Below are 18,232 nucleotides of genomic sequence, written 5' to 3' on the forward strand. Positions count from 1 at the left end.
CCGGCCGCTTTGTTTGTCACTGCTTATGCTTGGCCACTATAGCTGCTGCATCCTTCTGCAGCTTCTCATATGCATCCTGGATCGAAATCTGATCGTACATAATCTGCTGTTCCAGATCAATCATGAGCGTATCAATTTCCGTAGCCCCGGCCGGAGCTGGCGGGTCGAGCGGGCCGCTATGCTCAGCTACGATTTCCATATAATCGGCTACATTCTTCATTTCAGGTTCGAACTGTTCCATCAGGGCAGCGCGTACGGTACTTGAAATCGGCATCCCTCGGTTCGCATTCAGCACTTTGTTCGCTTCAACATCATTAATGAAGTAACTGATAAACTTTGCCGCTGTTTCTTTGTTGGCGGAATTTGCAGCGATGGAGAAATGCAGACCTGGCCGCACATCCATCGCCTTCTCAGAATTCGGTCCAGGCATAAGAATCATCTTAAGCGGCCGTGCTGCCGCTTTTGCAATTCCGGGATACTGGTTTGTATAGCCAACCATCACAGCAGATTGGCCCTTCACGAGGAACGATTCCTCCGGATTTTTTACTGACATGGAGGCGTCCATCTTCGGAATAAGGCCTTCCTTGGCCCATTCCTGACGGTAAGTAAAGAAATCAGTGTATAATTTCTCATCAAAACCGATTCCTGTATCCTCAGCATTTACGGTCTGATCGAACTGGCGGGCATAATAAGGCAAAGTGAAGGCGATATTGAACAGGTCGTCTGCCCCATATGCACCGGTGGTCTCCTTCAGCTTTTTCAAATCTTCATACAGTGCTTCCCAGTTTGCGTAACCGTTTTCAGGAACGGTAAGGCCTGCTTTTTCATAAGCGGCAGGGTCAACGATCATGACTCTGGCGTTGACACCAAGAGGAATCCCGTACATTTTGCCGTCCGAGCCTTTACCGCCGGACAGCGTGCTCTCCCCAATCTCCGAAACATCAATCAGACCTTTCTCGATATAACCGTCCAATGGCTCAACCAACCCTTTATCAACAAACTGATTCGCATCGCTGGCGCCTACATAAAACTGAAAAACATCAGGCATATTGTTGGAAGCAGCGAGCAAGGTGAGCTTTTGGTAATACCCGTCGAATCCCTGATATTCCGGCGTGAAGGTTACTCCAGGATTGGCTTTGGAGTAGAGGTCGAGAACCTCGGACGTTAAATTATGCCGATCCTGATTTCCCCACCAGATCACACGGAGATTGCCTCCTGCTTCCTGCGTACTGCTGCTGCCGGTTTCTTGTGCAGGTTGTGTCGTTCCGCTTGGCTCAGCCGAGTTGCCCCCTGAACATCCGGCAAGAGCAAGGATACAGGTCATTGCCAGGATCATCGTCATGGAAAAGCGTCTCTTCATTAGTTAGCGCCCCTCTAATTGTTGTTTTGGTGAACGTATTTGTGTTGTCCGGGCCCGGATAGGTACAAACCGTCTCTATATTTAAAATACATCTCTTTGCTAATCTCCAACATGGAAAAAACAGAGGTTTTTCTTGAAATAAATCGAGCTTTTGCAACTCACCGTTCCTGTGCCTCCCTGCTGCGCATATACTCTGTTGGCGTCATGCCGGCGTATCTCTTGAACAATTTGGAGAAATATTGAGCATCCTCAGGATACCCCATCATCACGGCAATATCGTAAATTCTCAGATCCTTGTCCTGCTCCATCATCCTTTTGGCTGACTCCATCCGCAGCTGAACCAAATAATTGGAGAATTTGCTGCCCATTTTTTTGGTGAACATTTTCCCCAGATAATCTACATTCACATACAACAGCTCGTTTCCGATCCACTTTAACGATAAATCAGGATTGCCCAGATTATTTTCTACAATCCGAAGCACCGAGTCGATTAGATCATTCTGCCGTTTGGCCGCCCAGCCTGAATTCCGTGCAGCCAGCTCCAATGCCGTTTTCTCCAGCAGCTGAAAAGCTCCGCGAAGGGAGGCCATATTGTACAGCTTCGGAATATCGGCCACATATTCGTCCAGTCCCCCATCACTTTGGCGGATCACGGTCAGGAACAGATCCAGGCATAATTTTCTGGCTGCAGCCGCATCGAACAAACCGTTCTCCAGCCATCTGCCCGCTTCAGTAATGGTTTCCCTCACCTCTGCGGGATTGCCTGTACGAACTGCCAGCGCCAGCCGATCCGATACATTTGCCGTGTCCACGGGAAGCTCCCGTTCGGCATCCAGCACATCCTGCGGAGTAACGATATATCCTTCTTGAAAGGATATGCCGAAGCTCAGACAGCGCCTCACCGTTTCGTACATCGACCGGATGGTGGTGAATCCCCCTTCATTGCTGATGGCAACAAATATTTCAAACTTATAGTACGCTTTGTAAATCCGCTGAACCTGCTTGACCTTCTCTGACAGCCGTTCGAAATCAACCGCCTTTACAAGCAGCAGAACCTGGTCCCGCACCACTGTCGTTAAATAGGCTCCCTCATCTTTGAACACTTCTTCGGCAATGTTTCTAAGCGCAAATTTGTGAATATACTCCGTTTCTTCATGGAGCGTAAATAACACCAGCTTGAACATTTGCTGCTCAATCATGAACAGGTCCATAAAATAGTCACAATCCTGCTTATTGTACATTCCGGTGAGCACAATATCCCGTAACAGCTGCTCTTTTACGTGAGGCAGCACTTTCTTGAAATCATTCTGCAGCCGTTCCACAAAATGCGCATGCTCCGCCCGCCCTTTCAGTTCAGCGGCTACTTTATGAAGCACTTCCAGAATCTTCGTCTCATTGGACGGCTTCAGCAGATAATGCTTCACTCCCTGAGCCATTGCCTCACTCGTATAGTCATATTCGCCGTAACCGGACAAGACTATATACTCAGTATGCGGCGACTCCTCCTTAAGCTGCCTGATTAATGACAGTCCGTCCATCATAGGCATGCGAATATCCGTAATCACAATGTCGGCAGGCTCACTGCGGAACCGCTCCAAGGCCTCCACCCCGTTGTATGCGGGCTCAAGCAGCTGAAACCCGTTCTTCTCCCATGGGATCAGGCTGGAGATTCCCTGCACCACCAGTTCCTCATCATCGACAAGCAGTACTTTATACATATGTGTTTCCTCCTCTTGGTATCGTGATCCGGACACTGGTTCCTTTGCTAATCTCACTTTCAATCCCGATGCCATAACCCTCTCCAAAAGCAAGCTGCAGTCTCTCGTGGATGTTCCGCAGCCCGATCCCTGTTCCTTTCGCTTCATAATCCAGACTTCTAAGGCTCTCCAGATAAATTTTGTCCACGCCGGGACCATCATCACTAACCACAAACACAAGCTCTTCCCCGTTTCCAGTGGTTTCGGAGTGAATCGTAATATGGCATACCCCAGCCATCTGGTCTACGGCATGATACACCGCATTCTCCACGATCGGCTGCAGCGCAAACTTAGGGATTTGGCTGTCGAGCGCATCGCTTGGTATATCCACTCTGAAATCGATCCGCTTGCCATAGCGCACCTTCTGGATATACATATAGCTGTTAATCAGCTCAATTTCCTCGCGTACGGTCACCATGGTCCGTTTGTTATCCATGGCCCCGCGGAGCAGCTGGCTCAAGGATTCCACCATCGTTGAGATGACCTCATCGCTGCGCATGCGGGCCATCCAATTGATCGAATTGAGCGTATTGTAGAGAAAATGTGGGTTAATCTGAGCCTGCAGCGCCCTGTATTCCGTATCTTTAATCACGATTTGCTTCTTGTAATTCTCATCAATCAGCTGCTCGATATTTCGGATCATGCTGTTAAATCTTTTGTGCAGATAGCCTATCTCGTCCATTTGGGAGGCCGCGCGGATATCCAGCAGGGAAGCGCTGAAATTGCCTTTTTCCGCGCTGCGCATCTGCCTGGCCAGCTGATTAATCGGCCGGGTGAACCTCTTGGCGAATAAATAGCTGATGGAGCAGGCGATTACAACTAACAATGCGGCAATGAGCCAAATCGTGTTGCGCAGTGCTTTTTTCTCCTGAAACACATCATCGTAGGGAATAAGGCTGATATATTTCCACCCCGTCGCCTGAGACTGCTTGTACGCGAGAAAATAAGATTTTCCGGCGATTTGCTGAACAAAAGAACCGTAATTGCCTGTCAGTGCAATGGCTCCCGCATCAAAGCTTTGGATGCTTTCTGCCGCAGGCCGGTACAACACAACCGAGTCGGAAATAACGAATAACTCTGTCGCTGTACTTGATGCAGGCCGGAAATGGCGCTCCACCAGCTTTTGGAAATCAATCTGAAAAATCAGTGTTCCCAGCGGCTCCAGAATCGGTTCGTAAATAGAACGGACTTCTCTTGCCAGAGTCAGTCCTTCATCTTTATTCTCCGGTTCGATCCAGACTCCTGAGCCTTCACGTTCGTGTGCAGTACGGACAATCCCGGCAATTTGTTCCTCCTGATTGGTCACTCTGTTCTGCCCGACAAAAAATTCGTATCCGCTCGTATTCAGGAACCGGATGGAGGCAATACTCTCTTCCGAAAACATATACTGCATGATCTTATTCTTGAAATCTGTCGTTCTGACCGAACGCTCGTACGAGGAAATCCCTCCTTGTATGCTGATCAGCTGCTCCTGAATTCTGGAGTCAAGCGCCATATTCATTGACAGCTTCTCGATATTACCGATCTCATTTTCAATGCCGGAGACCGACAGATTCATGGCGCGGGAAGCCTGCTCGTACAGCATCTCATCATAGGTTTTAAAAGAGATTGTTGTGACCACCAGAAATCCGGTGCACACGAGCGAGATAAGCAGCAGCATAAAAAACACCAGCCGGTGAAAGATTTTCATTCGTTTGATTATGCCAAGCATGGGAATATCTCCTTTGCAGTCATCTTTTGAAATAGCGCTTTCATAAAATTACAGCTGTCCGCCTCGAATTGATTACTAAGTATGAAAACCGCTACGTACTTTGTCAAGATTGATCTTATTAACTCAAAGAACGACTCATCCGTAGATATGTCAATTTGTATTGGTATAATGGAATTAAAGGATGGTTTGATAAAAAACGTTATCATTCTTACATAAAACAAAGGATATTTAAAAAAGTCAGGTAACCTGACCAGGAGACGATCTATCGTTTGTTGACCCATTCCTTTCATAAGGATTGACTAAATACTCCCCCTTTCACTCAAACGTAACGGAGCAAGGTAAGGGGGAGTACTATTTAGCATATCATCTATGGGGATGGATATTCATGCCAGACGACTCCAGAGATTGGTTCTCCCCCTCAGCAATGACACCAGACAGATTACTGATCTCATGGTGAGTAGAAATAACATCTTTATACCAATAGAACGGGTCGATTTGCCATCCCAACGTTATTTCTACATCATTGGGTTTGCATGTATTTGGATAAGTCGTTAACTTAGTAATCATACAACCGATTTGACTTCCAGGAATTTTTTCATGGCATAATTTGTAGCTAAGGATGAGGCAATTGAATTGATGATGAAGAGCTTAATAAATAATCTCTTCCTCTTTCCCTTTAACGAACTCCCCATAATATACTTTATAATTTTAAATTTGTTCGATTATTTCATCTGCGACTTTTATGAACTCTATTGGCACCGGCATCCTGGACCGAAGCATGTCAAGACAGAGCGAAAATTCATGTCACTCCTCCAAATTCAAGATATGAAGGGCAGTATTCCTCCCCGCATCAGCGCCAGTGATATTATAAGCTTTCTGCGTGTAGTGGAAGGCATCTGACATCTGACCCTTCGCTGCCATCTCTTCGAATTTGGCAGACACTAGAGTGGTGTTCGCATATTCCTTGCACAGCTCTGTTTGAGCCGCTTTAATTGGGTTATATAGCGCCGGCTGGTCTCTGTTGTTGCCGGTTCTGATGAGATAACAATGTTCAAGTCCGGCAGCAAGCATAGCCTCTATCATCAGGCTAAGCTTGAATTTATACTCCGCTGCACTCATCCCGAGATCACCGTCGGTCTCTCCCTGACACCAGACCATAAACTTATGCTTCACGCAATATCCGCTGCGCTCAAGATAACGGTCGGCTAAGTGAAAACGATCGATGGCATCATTCAAGAATGCCCCCTCCGGCTGCCATTGATTAATGGAAGTACCGCCTTTGGAACAAGATACGCCTACAACAGGCCGGCTGGTTAGTTTGTAGTATTCTATAGCAAAAGCCGAAATCATCGACCCTGTTTTAATCGTTTCCGAAACGCCGCCCGCAGCATTATTCTCATTCACCCCAAACGGCTCCATAATCTCATATAACCTTGTGGGGTCAGACATCGACCTGAATTCATACCCTGTTCCGGAAGGAACAACGGGGGCTTGCTCCGCTGTCCCTCTTCCTGCCATATTCGACTGTCCCATGAACATAACTAAATCTACTGTTTGTTGGTTCACTGATTCATTCATATTGAGCGACACTCCATTCCCCTCCGTAATCAATTTACAGTATGATTATACTCCCGCCTGGTTTAAGCGAGGTTGTGCTATAATGTAGCTAAATTGCGGTTTCAAGATTGCAAGGAGGGCATTATGCCGAAGATCATCCAGCCCCTTAACCTGGGAGCGAACGCATTTTTCTTAAAATATAAAAAAGAAACACGAAATGAGCATTGGCTGATGTCACATGCTCATCAGGGTTTAGAGCTCCTTTATATACATGAGGGGACGGGTACTGTAACCCTAGAGAGCCAGCAGTATGTGCTGCGTCAGAATACACTCTTTTGTTTCCAACCTTATCAACTGCATAAAGTTGATGTCCCCGCAATGGAGGGTTCCACTTACATCAGAACAAATCTCACCTTTGATCCCCACATCCTGGATCCTTATCTACAGCCGTACCCCCAATTGCAGGCTTTTTTGCAGAGCCTCATGAAAGGTTCACTCCAGCAACAAGTGTTTACAGTTTGCGAAGACCAAACTTTAGAAAATTTATTCACGAATTATAACAACACCCTGACTCTCTCCGGCGGCGAGCCGAGTGTAGAAGACCGGGTGCTGTTCCTCATCTCCCTGCTGAAGCACCTTCAACAACACGTTTTTGGAATTCACGAAGGGAATTCCCCCTTAGACAAGAGCTTAGGCCACGTTGAGAGAATAGTGGACTGGATGGAACTGTATTTCAGATGCCCCTTATCACTGGAGTCACTGTCCCAGGAGCTTCATTTATCTCCGTTTCATATTTCCCACTTATTCCGGCAGCATACCGGTATGACTTTGTCTGAATATCTGGCTGGCCGCCGTATTCGTGAAGCATGTGCATTGCTGGAAAATACAGATACCTCAATTAGGGAAATCGGCCGCATCGTCGGCGGCTTCAGTGCGCCGTATTTTTCTCAGCTGTTCAAAAAGCATAAGGGCTTAACACCTAATTCTTATCGAAAGGCAGTCAAGGAGATATACAGTAAGAATTAAGTTACAGTTTACAAACCAATATAATAACCGCAACGGCCGCAGCAAAATTAAACAAGCTGACACCGGTAGAGTACCGTTGCCAGCTGGCAGCCCAGGGTTTTTTTCACATGATAAAACTCAAATTATTGGTCAGCAAATTCCCTCTATTGAGTCCCTACTTTAACCCCTAGTTCTCCCTTGCATAAGCCTTATAAGCTATTCTACTCTTGGTAATATCATGAACATAATTATAATTGCTGTCGGTTGTGGCAATATCAAAATCATTATAAACTCCTCCACAAATATATACGGTATCCCCGGCGGACGCTACTGATGGCGCTTTCATAATGCATTTAAAAGGTGCATTTTTGGTCCCTGAATTGCTGTCACTGCCGGTTGGAGAAATGTAATAGCTACACAGACTTTAGAGATTTGACTTGCAGAAATAGACGCAGATGTCATTGATTTCACCATAATTTCGCCTCCGATTATATTTATGGAATATAAAAATCTGCAAGCTGTTTATCTGTCAGTGGATACCCTGGCTGATCTTCAAATTCCATGACATATGCTTTCAACGTCTCATCAGGTTCAAGCGTCAAGTCCGTTGTGAAGGTTACAATTTGTGTGCCTTCAATTGTATTATCGATTTGCTCATTTGCATAAGCAGTACCTTTCAGTTCGCCATTAGCCTTATATACTTCTACTATTCCCCGGCCATAGGTAGTAAGGTCACCTTGCTTTGTCACTGACATGGATAATACTTTACCACTGTCATCCATATACACGTTGTTAATCACTAACGGATAAGAAACTGGAGTTACATACGGCTGGGGGTAAGCGCTATTCGGTGCATGCCCCAAACTTGTAATGGATGCAGGAACCGTATATGGAGTTTCATCTCTTACCCCTCTCAGTAAACCTGCTAATACTTTTGCCTGTGGTGTTTGAGGATCTGCATGAACTATAGCTTCTGCACCCTCAAAGAACATTTTGGCAAAATGATCCACACCTGCATCATTCGGATGTGTGCCGTCTACGCTTCCACCCTGTACTCCCCTGAAATAGTAATCCGTACTTGTAGCCTCTTTCCCCAAAAGCTCGCATAGCTGAGAATACCATGCCAGCGAAGGGCCATTAAGATCTACAAAGGCAATATCAGTCGAACCAATAGCCACTTTTTCTTCTACATATTGCTTACCGATCGCAGAGAAGCCGTCTAAAGTAGAAGTCCATTTATTTGTAGCTGCAGTGTATTGATAAGCCCGGTGGCGGTCGATTGGACCTACAACAATGAACTCGGCTCCCTTACTATGCACATAGTCATAATAATAGGAAATACCATTATAATATCCTGTTGGACCATCCGTTTTATGATTATGGCCAAACTCAAAAAATACATAATCGCCCGGCTGAATACGGTCTTTAAACTGATCTGGTATGGAGAGCATTATGGAATCCCTCCGATGAATATACAGATTATTATAAGCCCGCTATGTTTATGAAAGGTTGTGCTATAATATAGCTAAATTGCGGTTTCGAGATTGTAACGGGAATCATATAATCATATATAAAAACATTACAGGGTTAACAACATGATTGCATATGCATAGGGCAGCCAATCACAATACATAATCAGCTGCCCCCTGTAAAGTATATTCTTTCATTAATTCACAATTTTACTTTTGGACCTTTACGGTCATCTTCAAGGTTTTGGTTTCACCCGCCGGATTACGCAACACGGCTTCGTATTCATAGATTCCCGGAGCTTTACCGGATACCACAGTTACTGCAGATTGGGCTCCTGGCGAGCGGGCTTCCAGCGTTTGCGTTTCTACCAATGTTCCATTCTCGTAAAGCACGTACTCTGTAGCGTTCGTGCCCCACCACAGATTCATGCTGACGTTATAATTACCGTCTCCGTCCCAATTATCGCTTGAGAGCACTGCCTGCCCCGGTGACGCGTCCATGACAGCTACAGTCAGCGGAGAACTCTTCGTCGTGCCCAGCGAATTGCTCAGTTCCCCGGTATAGACATAAGTGCCGTTCTTCTTGCCTGTAATGTCGATTCGTGCAGATTGTGCCGATGGAGACTGGTCCGCCAGCGGGATTTCCTTAATCAGAATTCCGTCCTCATACAGCTTGAACCGGGTTCCATTGTTGCCCCACCACAGATTCATGGTAACCGTGTAATCCCCGTCTTTGAGCCCAGTATCATAGCCGTTATTATCGGATAATACCGGAGTTCCTGGAGCACCGGTCGCCGGATCAGGATTTGTGTTGTCAGCAGCTTTAGCCGTAAATGTAATCGTAATAGCCGAATCGGCATAGTTGTCACTCTTAACCGTTATCACCTGTGTAGCAGTGCCAGAGGCCTTTGCATTTCCTTGATAGGACAGTGTAGTACCGGAAAGTGCGGGATTTCCGTTTAGTATGCCTTCTGGATCGGTTAATGCTCCAAGCTCATAGATTACATTGGTAACGCCTGACGGTTCGCCGGTAATGGTACTGATATCCAAGGTGCCCTCGCTGGTGTCTGCAGCTGAAATATCAATATTATATGTCTGTGCAAAGGCGTTCCCCTTGTTCACAGTTAATATGCCGTTTACTTTTTCTCCTTCTTCATGAGTAGCTGTCTTAGCAGTCACAAGTCCGATTATAAAGGTGCCCGGCTTCGTAACCGTTAATGTCTTATGGTCTGCAGCAATTGCCCCCTCTCCGGTTGCAGCTCCGCCGGCCTCTATACTGAATGTCCGCTCTCCTGCGTTACTGTCAACGTCAAACAGACCACTGACTTCGGCGAGATTAATTAAATTTCCGTCGTATGTCATTGCCGCACTCCCTGCGGTATTGATTACCGGAGTTCTGGATGTCGTATCAACTACGGTAAGTGTATAATCCACCGTACCCGCATCTGATAAGGCAAGCCGGAAGGTATACGTGCCGGTATCCAGGCTGCTCAAGAGACTATGGGTTAATGTATAAGTCCTTACATGGTTAGCATCCTCAACTTCATAATCATCACCATCATTTAGTCCTAACTCGGTTTGCTTCCCTTCACTGTCAATGAGATAAGTATTCCATACCGTCTTGTTAAACAGGACAACGGGAATCTCGATGACATTGCCAGGATCATCTGCCTTTTCCGAATTCAGGTCATATGTGCCGGACGGTTGCACCAAATCACCTTCGACCCTGACGCTGAAATGATCAAAGCTCCATGCACTGGCACTGGCACCCAAGCCGGCGTAACCCATTTTGAAGGGAGAAGAAGAATCCACAACATCAATAGCCGGGGTGCTATTGTTGTCAACGTATACCTGTATGCGGTTTCCTATATTGGCCACCTTCAGATGATGCCAGCCGCTTGCAGCTGTTGCAGTGCTCAAGGCAGGAGCCTGGTAGGTTCCGAGTGTCGTACCTGAAGCACCTTTTGCAAGGGTAAGCTGCCCGTTTATTCGCCAATACAAATAATAAGTGTCCTGACGGAAGCTGTTATCCTGCGCACCTTTTCTGAACATTAGTGTAGACCAGTTAGAAAGATCGTTACTGCGGGAAACGCCGTCATATCTCACATCAAACTCATAGATTGCATCGGTCCAGGTTCTTCCTGTTACAGTAGTCCGATACTCATTCCTTGTCGTCGAAGTTCCTGCGGTGGATGCCGTTTGCTTCAATACCTTATTGCCGCTTTCATCAGCTACAGTCCATGCGCCTGCCCCGGCATCCGTCCAGCTTGCTTTGCCATTGGAGAAATCATCAGCGAATCCCTCCGGAATCACCGCCGGAATTACACTTAACTGTGTGCTGATCTGCTTATTGTATTTCGTATCACTATCCTCAAATTGAACCCTGGTTGTTATAATATTGTCTGTAACGGACGCAGTTTCCGGCACATGAATCTGCCATTGCAGGGTCTGCGATTGAGCTGCTGCCAAAGATGCAATGGTGTTGGTATTTCCTGCAACAGGCGCCGCTGACCATCCGCCGGGAACGTCGAGATTTACCGTTACATTGCTTATATTCTTTAAGCCGCTGTTTGTCAGCGTCGTTGTAAGGGTAGTACTCTCCCCCGCGTTTACTGGCGCACTTGGTGTAGAAATGTTCACAGCAGGGATTGTCTCGGCATTCGTAACCGGAATTACCTTGTATAGAGCAGCCCCATGAGCTGGAACACTGACGGAATAACTGCCTGTAAAGGAACCGGCATACTCCTTCGCCCACAAATCCCTAACGGTGTAAGCATCTGCAGGAGCCAGACCTAAGCTCGGGTCAGAAAAATCGAATGAAATAGTAGCTGCGCTGGTGTTCCGATTGAATAGGGCAACATACTTTGAGCCATCCGCTGCATCCGATACCCATTTGGTGATATTTCCGGAATCATAAAACAGTTTCTGATTCGTTCCCTCCTGATTTACAGCGATCGCTTCCTTATTGGTGAGCAGATCAAGTGTAAACTTATCCATTTCATTGCTCATGTCCAGCTTGTACAATACTCCGCCCATAATAATTGGTGATCGTGCAATCAAATGCAGGGTCATCGAAGTCGTGGCCTCGTCTTTGGTAAGCCTGCTCGATCTGTAAGGATTATTCGTTTTGTCTTTCAATGTCCCGAACGGCAGCATGTCCAGATCAATATATTTGCCCGGTTTTCCGGACGTATACTGTGTGTATTCCTTCGCGGGAGCAAACAATTTGTTTACATCAGCCCAGCTGTCCCATACATCCGCACTGACACGCATGGTGTCCAGCTGGCTCAGGATGTTATCCACACGTTCACCCGTCAGTCCTCTTCCCGGCGAACCATTGATGACGATGTCACTGCCTGCAATCTCTCTTGCTGCGGCATACCCCTCAATATCCGCCTGGCGATAAGGAGGAGTGCCGTCCGGGTATGCTGTATACTTGGCATTTGTACTGTCATTTAAATCATCAATCTTAATTAAATCAACCCCCCATTCTTCCCATTGTTGAAATAAAGATACATAGTAAGCCAACGATTCGTTTGGATGTTCATTCCAATTCATACCATAATTAGCTGTTGTCCAGGAACTTATATCCGTTGTATTTGTGATCTGTGCCCCTGTAAGTTGGGCGACCTGCTGACCTGTAGCTGAGGCGACTGCTCCGACTGCTCCTGGCTCTATTGAAACCGTTGCATTATTTGCCGCTCTTGGAATCCCCCTCATTGCATATATTCCAAGCTTTAATCCCTTGCTGTGGACATAATCTGCCAGGTGCTTCAAGCCATCTTTTTTACCATCACCATCAGTATCCAGTTCAGCAGATGGGAATCTTACATTTCCTGGTATCGGCCGTCCGTTTTCATCGATAATTATTGAACCTCCTGGATTTTGCCACCAGCCTCCGTCCAGATTAACATAAAGGTATCCACTTTCCTTCATATTAGTAGCCATATAGTCTGCAATCGCCTTCACATTAGTTTCATTCAAGTCGGTACTATCATAAAATGAATCAAATGAGTTCCACCCCATGAATGGTGTGTCCATGATTGGCCCACCTTGAGTTGCAGTTGAAGCTTTAACTCTTACAGTGAAAGTAAAAGGTGTAAAGATCTCTGTCATATTAATAATTAATACCATTATAGTTAAGCTACATATCCATTTTTTTAACCCAATTACATTCGTTTTATTTACCTCTCGCTTGTTTTGCTTCTTCATAATCCATCACCCTTTCCCATTAAACTCAGAATTCAAACATGCTGATTCCCTCGTGTAATCGCTTACACATGCTTGCAGGTAAGAATTCATAATCTAAACATTATCACTAAAAATTCATTCTTATCACTCTTCATGTGTATATCTCTCCCCTTCCAATTTAAAACATCCTTTGTTCAAATATTTTGTATATACTTTTATTCAATTTGACTTAATTCATTCTTTGTTCTCTAGCCATGCTTCTCTATACTGTCCCGGAGAAACACCAACTAATTTCTTAAATGTTCTAATAAAAGATGTCGGATTAGAGTATCCGAGTAACTGTGAAATATCTTGTATGGTTTCATTCGATTCCTGCAGTAATTTTTTTGCATAGTTAATACGAAGGCCAATCAAAAAATCGCTGAAATTCTGACCAATGGATTCTTTAAAGAGATGACTAAAATATTTAGGGGTAAGCATAAATTTAACACTAACACTACTTAGTGTTAAATCCGGATCTAGATAATTCTCTGCGACATAATCCCGAATATTTTTCATTAGTTCTTTATGGCGCCAGCTTTGTGATAGCTCCTCTATATGCTTAGCCAGTCTGCCTAAAACTTCTTCAAATGCATCCTCTAGCTGCTGAAGTGTATCGGACTGGCCGATGGTATTAAGCAAATAAGATTTTGTATCATGATTATAAGTATAAAAAGCTTCTGGCAACGTCCTTTCCAATTCATACTCCAAATGAAAAATGAAATAATCAAGTAGACGGTCAACATCAGCCTTGTGAAGACAATGAGTAGCCATCTCGTAAAACACTTGTTTGAGCGTTGTACGCCACCCTGGTTCACACATACGAAGCTCCCGGACTATGGTACGGAACATTTCCAGATAGGCGAACCACTCTCCATCTGTCCGTTCTTGAACATTGAGCGCTGCTATTACCCGGTTAATCCCTAAGGATACCTTTCTGGTGACGGCAATGGACGCCTGTGAAAATGAATGGGCGATCGCATATTCATCATTCGCAACTAACCCGATTCCAATCGTTACTGTGAAGTTCAAATGAGACTCAACCCACAACCTAATTTGCTCTGAGAGCTGCAGCATCAGCTGTTCTAAAGAATCATCTTCCTCTGATTTCAAAAGTATAACGAGTTGATTCCTGCTGATCCATTCAACAACAATCCGCTGACTATGCTGTTCTGCAATTTCTAATGCAACACTGCTGATAATAAACTTAAACAGAGACTGGTCATTTTGACTGTAGACCAGACCGAATTGGACATAATTATCCAGTTCAAGTATTGCTGTGATAGAATAACCCGAACTTAGACCAAAATGATTTCGTTCTTGTTCCCAGATCGTACCAGTATTATCAAATTCACCTTTTAGTAAAGTAAGTAAAAACTTCTGCCTCCGGATAACCATATCTTCCTGGCGTTGCTCTTGAAAAGCCATATTATTTGTAATCAAGCGCTCTATTGCTTGATCTATAAAAGCGAACTCATTTGTATTATCCTTATTATCAGCAACCCTCATTGATGTAGAGAAACGCTCAATGCGATGCATAATTTTCTCAATCGGTTTATAGTTTTTCCTAGTCACATAAAAAGTCGAGCCTATTGCAAATGCAATTGCACCAAGGCCTAAAAAAATCCAAACTGTGCTTCCGTGTGACAGAAAGTCTAGTAGTTTTCCTCCCTTCAGCCCGATGTGGTATGTCCAATCTGTATAATCCGATACAATAGCTACACTTAGCCTGTTGTTTGCTGAAACAACCTGATTTTCTTCGAGTATTGAAGCTCCCTTTGAATCATATACCTCAGCTTCAGTAATGGTATTGTCGATCATTTGTCCGATGTAGAAATCTAGAGTAGCCGTTTTTACATTAATAATTAAATATCCAAGACTACCTGAATCACGCGGCACTTTAATTCCTAAAGAGATCACACGCTGTTCAACGTCTGTTTGTATATCTTCAGTCGTTTTTATGCGCGGCGTAGTCCAGACTCTTGAATATGGCATCTCTAATGAACTCTTTGTATAATCCTTATCAGGAAATTCTTCTAATGGACGGATAGCACTCTGGTCAAGAACAGTATTGTCTTTAGCGCGGTAGAAGTAAATAGAATCGATTAGCCAATAACGGGAAATTAAATTATTTAATTTATTAGAAACTTCAAAATTCAAACTACGATTAGAAGGATCGTTAAGAAATTCCTTTAAAATGGACTCTTCGGTCATTTTCTGTGCATCGTATGAAATGTTTTTAAGTGAAGTATCTACCATATTGACGACATATTTGGCCGTCATTCGATTAGCCTGGGCTGCATTGCGTACATTAAGCTGATTTATAATAGAAATGAAAATAAAAATCAGTATACTGATCGTGACAAATAATATGGGGAGGTACGAACGCAGTACACGCATAATATAGTAATTTTTAAATTTCATTCAGTTCACCTTTTATAGTAAAATACTTGGCAAATCCCATTTCAAAAATAGGATTTGCCCGCTTTCTGACTTATTTCTTCATTTCCAGATAAGCAGCGCGTCGCTCATCCTGAATTTCTTGACCGCCAATTTTCAAATATTCTTTAACATAAGAATCATATATCTCATTAAACTTGTCTGGACTAGCTACGATACTTTGCACTACAGCTTCTACTTTCTTTTCTTTAAGTATCTGGCCATACTTGACTTCTGAATCAACAGGTTTTTCAAACCGTGGAGGGGTGAAACCATCTTTTAGTGCATTAATAATGGTTTGTTTGGATAATTCTTTATATTCCGGAGTCTGGAGGGCAGCAGCTTCAATATTTTTCTCCAGAGACCCGAAGTCTTTACCATTTGCTATAATCGCAATATCATTATTGTTATAGAACGTTTGTTTTGCTTCATCAGTCGTAATGGCTACTGGGTAACCATCTTCCAGCGTATAATGTTGGCCTTCGATGCCGTTTTGCAATGTAAACAGTACATCCTGCTGGGACATCCAATCCAAATATTGAATGGCTTCTTTTGCATGCTTACTTGTTTTAGGAATAAAGATATGAATACCGATCGGATCATAAATGACTTTGGGAGTCTTGCCTTCTTTATTAGTAAATGGATCAATAGCAATATATTCGGCACCTGGAACGTTTTGTTTTAATGTGTCAAACACTTTACCTGGCCCAAGCAAGTTGGGATGGGCAGCCAGAGCAGTGAAGGCACCAACGTAGCCGTTGGCGACATCGCTCTCGAATTTCTTCCCGTCTTTATCCAGAGCAAAGTCAGAGTTGATTAAGCCTTCTGCATTCATCTTATTAACGAATTGCACGCCTTCTTTATAACCCGGCTGCGTAATTTCAGGAGTACCAGATAAAGCATAGAAATCTTCTTCGGAAAGATCATTTACGAATGAACTGACTAAAACTAAAGGTGTTGTAATATTTGATCCTTCAAAGGAACTGAAGTCGTAGGGTATTAATTTCCCGCCAACTTGACCTGGATCCTTATCTTTAAACGCTTTCATAGTGTTATAAAATTCTTCTGTCGTGGATGGAACAGGCAGTCCCAATTTATCCAGCCAATCCTTTCGGATATAAGAAGACTGAGTAAACTGCAGCGGTCTCTTTGCTGGAATTGTGTATTGTTTTTCATTAAATACGCCATAGGAGAGGACCTCATCGCCCAGGAATTTCTTCATATTCGGTCCATTTTCTTCTATCAGCTGATCCAGTTCAGTTAATCCCCCATCCTCAACATAATTGTAAATCATGTTCATATCGTAAGTAAACACAATGTCCGGAGCATCACCGGTAGCCATAAGTATATTGAGTTTATCAACTTCCTGGTTCCGTGGAACGGGTACGAATTCCAGTTTTATATTATTGGGGTCGCCAAACTCTGTTTGAATCCATTTTGTCCAGAAATTGTCGGTAACTGGACCAGCACCCGTAGGTGCGTTACCGCGATCAAACATCTCTACTTTAAGTGTAACCGCCTCTTTACTCACATTTGCTTTCCCATCAGTAGCTGATGCATTTGTAGATGAGCTGGAAGAATTCTCATTCGAATTCCCGGAGCAACCTGACAACAAACTGGTTATCAGCAGCAATGACATTGTTGAAGCAACCATCCATTTTTTCTGATTTGTCTGCATACATAAACTCCCCTTTACCATTTTCATTGATTCATATATGTCTTTCAACTTTGCAAATGCAAAGTGATTAACCAGAAAGAACATGTTAACTTGTACTTAATTCCCTAAACAACATGCGCTGCATAACGCTCACTTATTATTCTTTGACCGCTCCGATCATCACACCGGATACAAAATACCGCTGTAACCATGGATATACGATCAGTATAGGTAAGGTTGCAAACATGATACTTGCCGACTTAATCCCTTCTGCGATGACATCCATCTGTAATGCTCCTTCTTGCGCTGTCATTTCTGTCACCATGCTATTCATAACTACCTGATACAATTTCAATTGAATTGGAAATAAGTTCGGATTTGTAATGTAAAAAAGAGCATCCATGTAACTATTCCATCTGGTAACAGCGTAAAAAAGACTGAGTGTCGCAAGCACAGGCATTGACAGCGGTAACACTATTCGGATCAATGTACTAACATGGGAGCTGCCATCTAAATGAGCGGATTCTTCAAGGCTGGGTGGAATAGACATGAAGAATGACCTCAGAATAATCAAATTAAATGCACTGATCATACCGGGAAAAATTAGTGACGACAGGCTATCCAGCATACCGAGTTGTTTCACCAGCAAATAATCAGGAATCAAGCCGCCACTAAAAAACATCGTAAATATAATGAGCATTGAGAAAAAGGATCTTCCTTTTAATTGTTCCTTTGTGAGCGGATAGGCTGCGCAAATACTCATAATCATACTGAGGACCGTGAATACGACCGTAAGTACGATAGTAAGCCCCATAGATTTTAGCATTCTGGCATCCTGAAATACGATTTTATAAGATTCGATATTGAATCCCTGTGGTATTATTGTGACTTTGTCAGAAACAATTGCGGCTTTTGAACTGAAAGAAACAGCAATAATATGCAGAAACGGAAGAATGCATAAGATTACAATTACCCCAATAAACAGCATAATAAGAATATCTGAAAGCCGTGTAGTTCGTTTGATATGGTTTGTCATTGTTTTGCCTC

At 44.0% G+C, this 18,232-nt stretch carries 11 protein-coding genes; 1 reads left to right on the forward strand and 10 read right to left on the reverse strand.

Annotated features, from left to right (window positions below; all coding sequences use genetic code 11):
• Positions 1 to 16: 16 nt before the first annotated feature.
• From AC3WT9_RS13830 to AC3WT9_RS13845, 4 genes are all read right to left on the reverse strand, one after another.
• Positions 17 to 1,360, reverse strand: a complete 1,344-nt coding sequence (locus tag AC3WT9_RS13830) for an ABC transporter substrate-binding protein (protein ID WP_492407656.1) — start codon at positions 1,358 to 1,360, stop codon at positions 17 to 19.
• Positions 1,361 to 1,518: 158 nt separating this feature from the next.
• Positions 1,519 to 3,078, reverse strand: coding sequence for a response regulator transcription factor (locus tag AC3WT9_RS13835; RefSeq protein WP_492407657.1), 1,560 nt, complete (start codon positions 3,076 to 3,078; stop codon positions 1,519 to 1,521).
• Positions 3,071 to 4,828, reverse strand: coding sequence for a sensor histidine kinase (locus AC3WT9_RS13840; RefSeq protein ID WP_341095305.1), 1,758 nt, complete (start codon positions 4,826 to 4,828; stop codon positions 3,071 to 3,073). Before AC3WT9_RS13840 ends, AC3WT9_RS13835 begins: the two co-directional genes overlap by 8 nt.
• Before the next feature lie 804 nt (positions 4,829 to 5,632).
• A complete protein-coding gene (locus AC3WT9_RS13845) occupies positions 5,633 to 6,406 on the reverse strand; it encodes a sialate O-acetylesterase (protein WP_492407658.1) in 774 nt (257 codons plus the stop codon).
• Positions 6,407 to 6,529: 123 nt separating this feature from the next.
• On the opposite strand from AC3WT9_RS13845, the gene AC3WT9_RS13850 reads away from it, so the two are divergent.
• Complete coding sequence (locus tag AC3WT9_RS13850; RefSeq protein WP_492407659.1) at positions 6,530 to 7,411, forward strand: AraC family transcriptional regulator; 882 nt, start codon at positions 6,530 to 6,532, stop codon at positions 7,409 to 7,411.
• 166 nt (positions 7,412 to 7,577) lie between these two features.
• On the opposite strand, the gene AC3WT9_RS13855 is transcribed toward AC3WT9_RS13850, so the two are convergent.
• The 6 genes from AC3WT9_RS13855 to AC3WT9_RS13880 form a co-directional block, all read right to left on the reverse strand.
• Positions 7,578 to 7,811, reverse strand: coding sequence for a DUF1565 domain-containing protein (locus AC3WT9_RS13855; protein ID WP_492407709.1), 234 nt, complete (start codon positions 7,809 to 7,811; stop codon positions 7,578 to 7,580).
• 73 nt (positions 7,812 to 7,884) lie between these two features.
• A complete protein-coding gene (locus AC3WT9_RS13860; RefSeq protein WP_492407660.1) occupies positions 7,885 to 8,841 on the reverse strand; it encodes an SGNH/GDSL hydrolase family protein in 957 nt (318 codons plus the stop codon).
• Positions 8,842 to 9,069: 228 nt separating this feature from the next.
• Positions 9,070 to 12,900, reverse strand: coding sequence for an NEW3 domain-containing protein (locus AC3WT9_RS13865; protein ID WP_492407661.1), 3,831 nt, complete (start codon positions 12,898 to 12,900; stop codon positions 9,070 to 9,072).
• 384 nt (positions 12,901 to 13,284) lie between these two features.
• Positions 13,285 to 15,513, reverse strand: coding sequence for a helix-turn-helix domain-containing protein (locus tag AC3WT9_RS13870; RefSeq protein WP_492407662.1), 2,229 nt, complete (start codon positions 15,511 to 15,513; stop codon positions 13,285 to 13,287).
• A gap of 70 nt (positions 15,514 to 15,583) precedes the next feature.
• The gene (locus tag AC3WT9_RS13875) at positions 15,584 to 17,206 is read right to left on the reverse strand and encodes an extracellular solute-binding protein (RefSeq protein ID WP_492407663.1); all 1,623 of its coding nucleotides are present in this window, start codon (positions 17,204 to 17,206) and stop codon (positions 15,584 to 15,586) included.
• 136 nt (positions 17,207 to 17,342) lie between these two features.
• Entirely contained in the window at positions 17,343 to 18,221 is an 879-nt protein-coding gene (locus AC3WT9_RS13880; protein ID WP_492407664.1) for a carbohydrate ABC transporter permease, read from the reverse strand.
• Positions 18,222 to 18,232 lie beyond the last annotated feature (11 nt).

This window comes from Paenibacillus sp. EB106-06-01-XG199, from assembly GCF_058791575.1.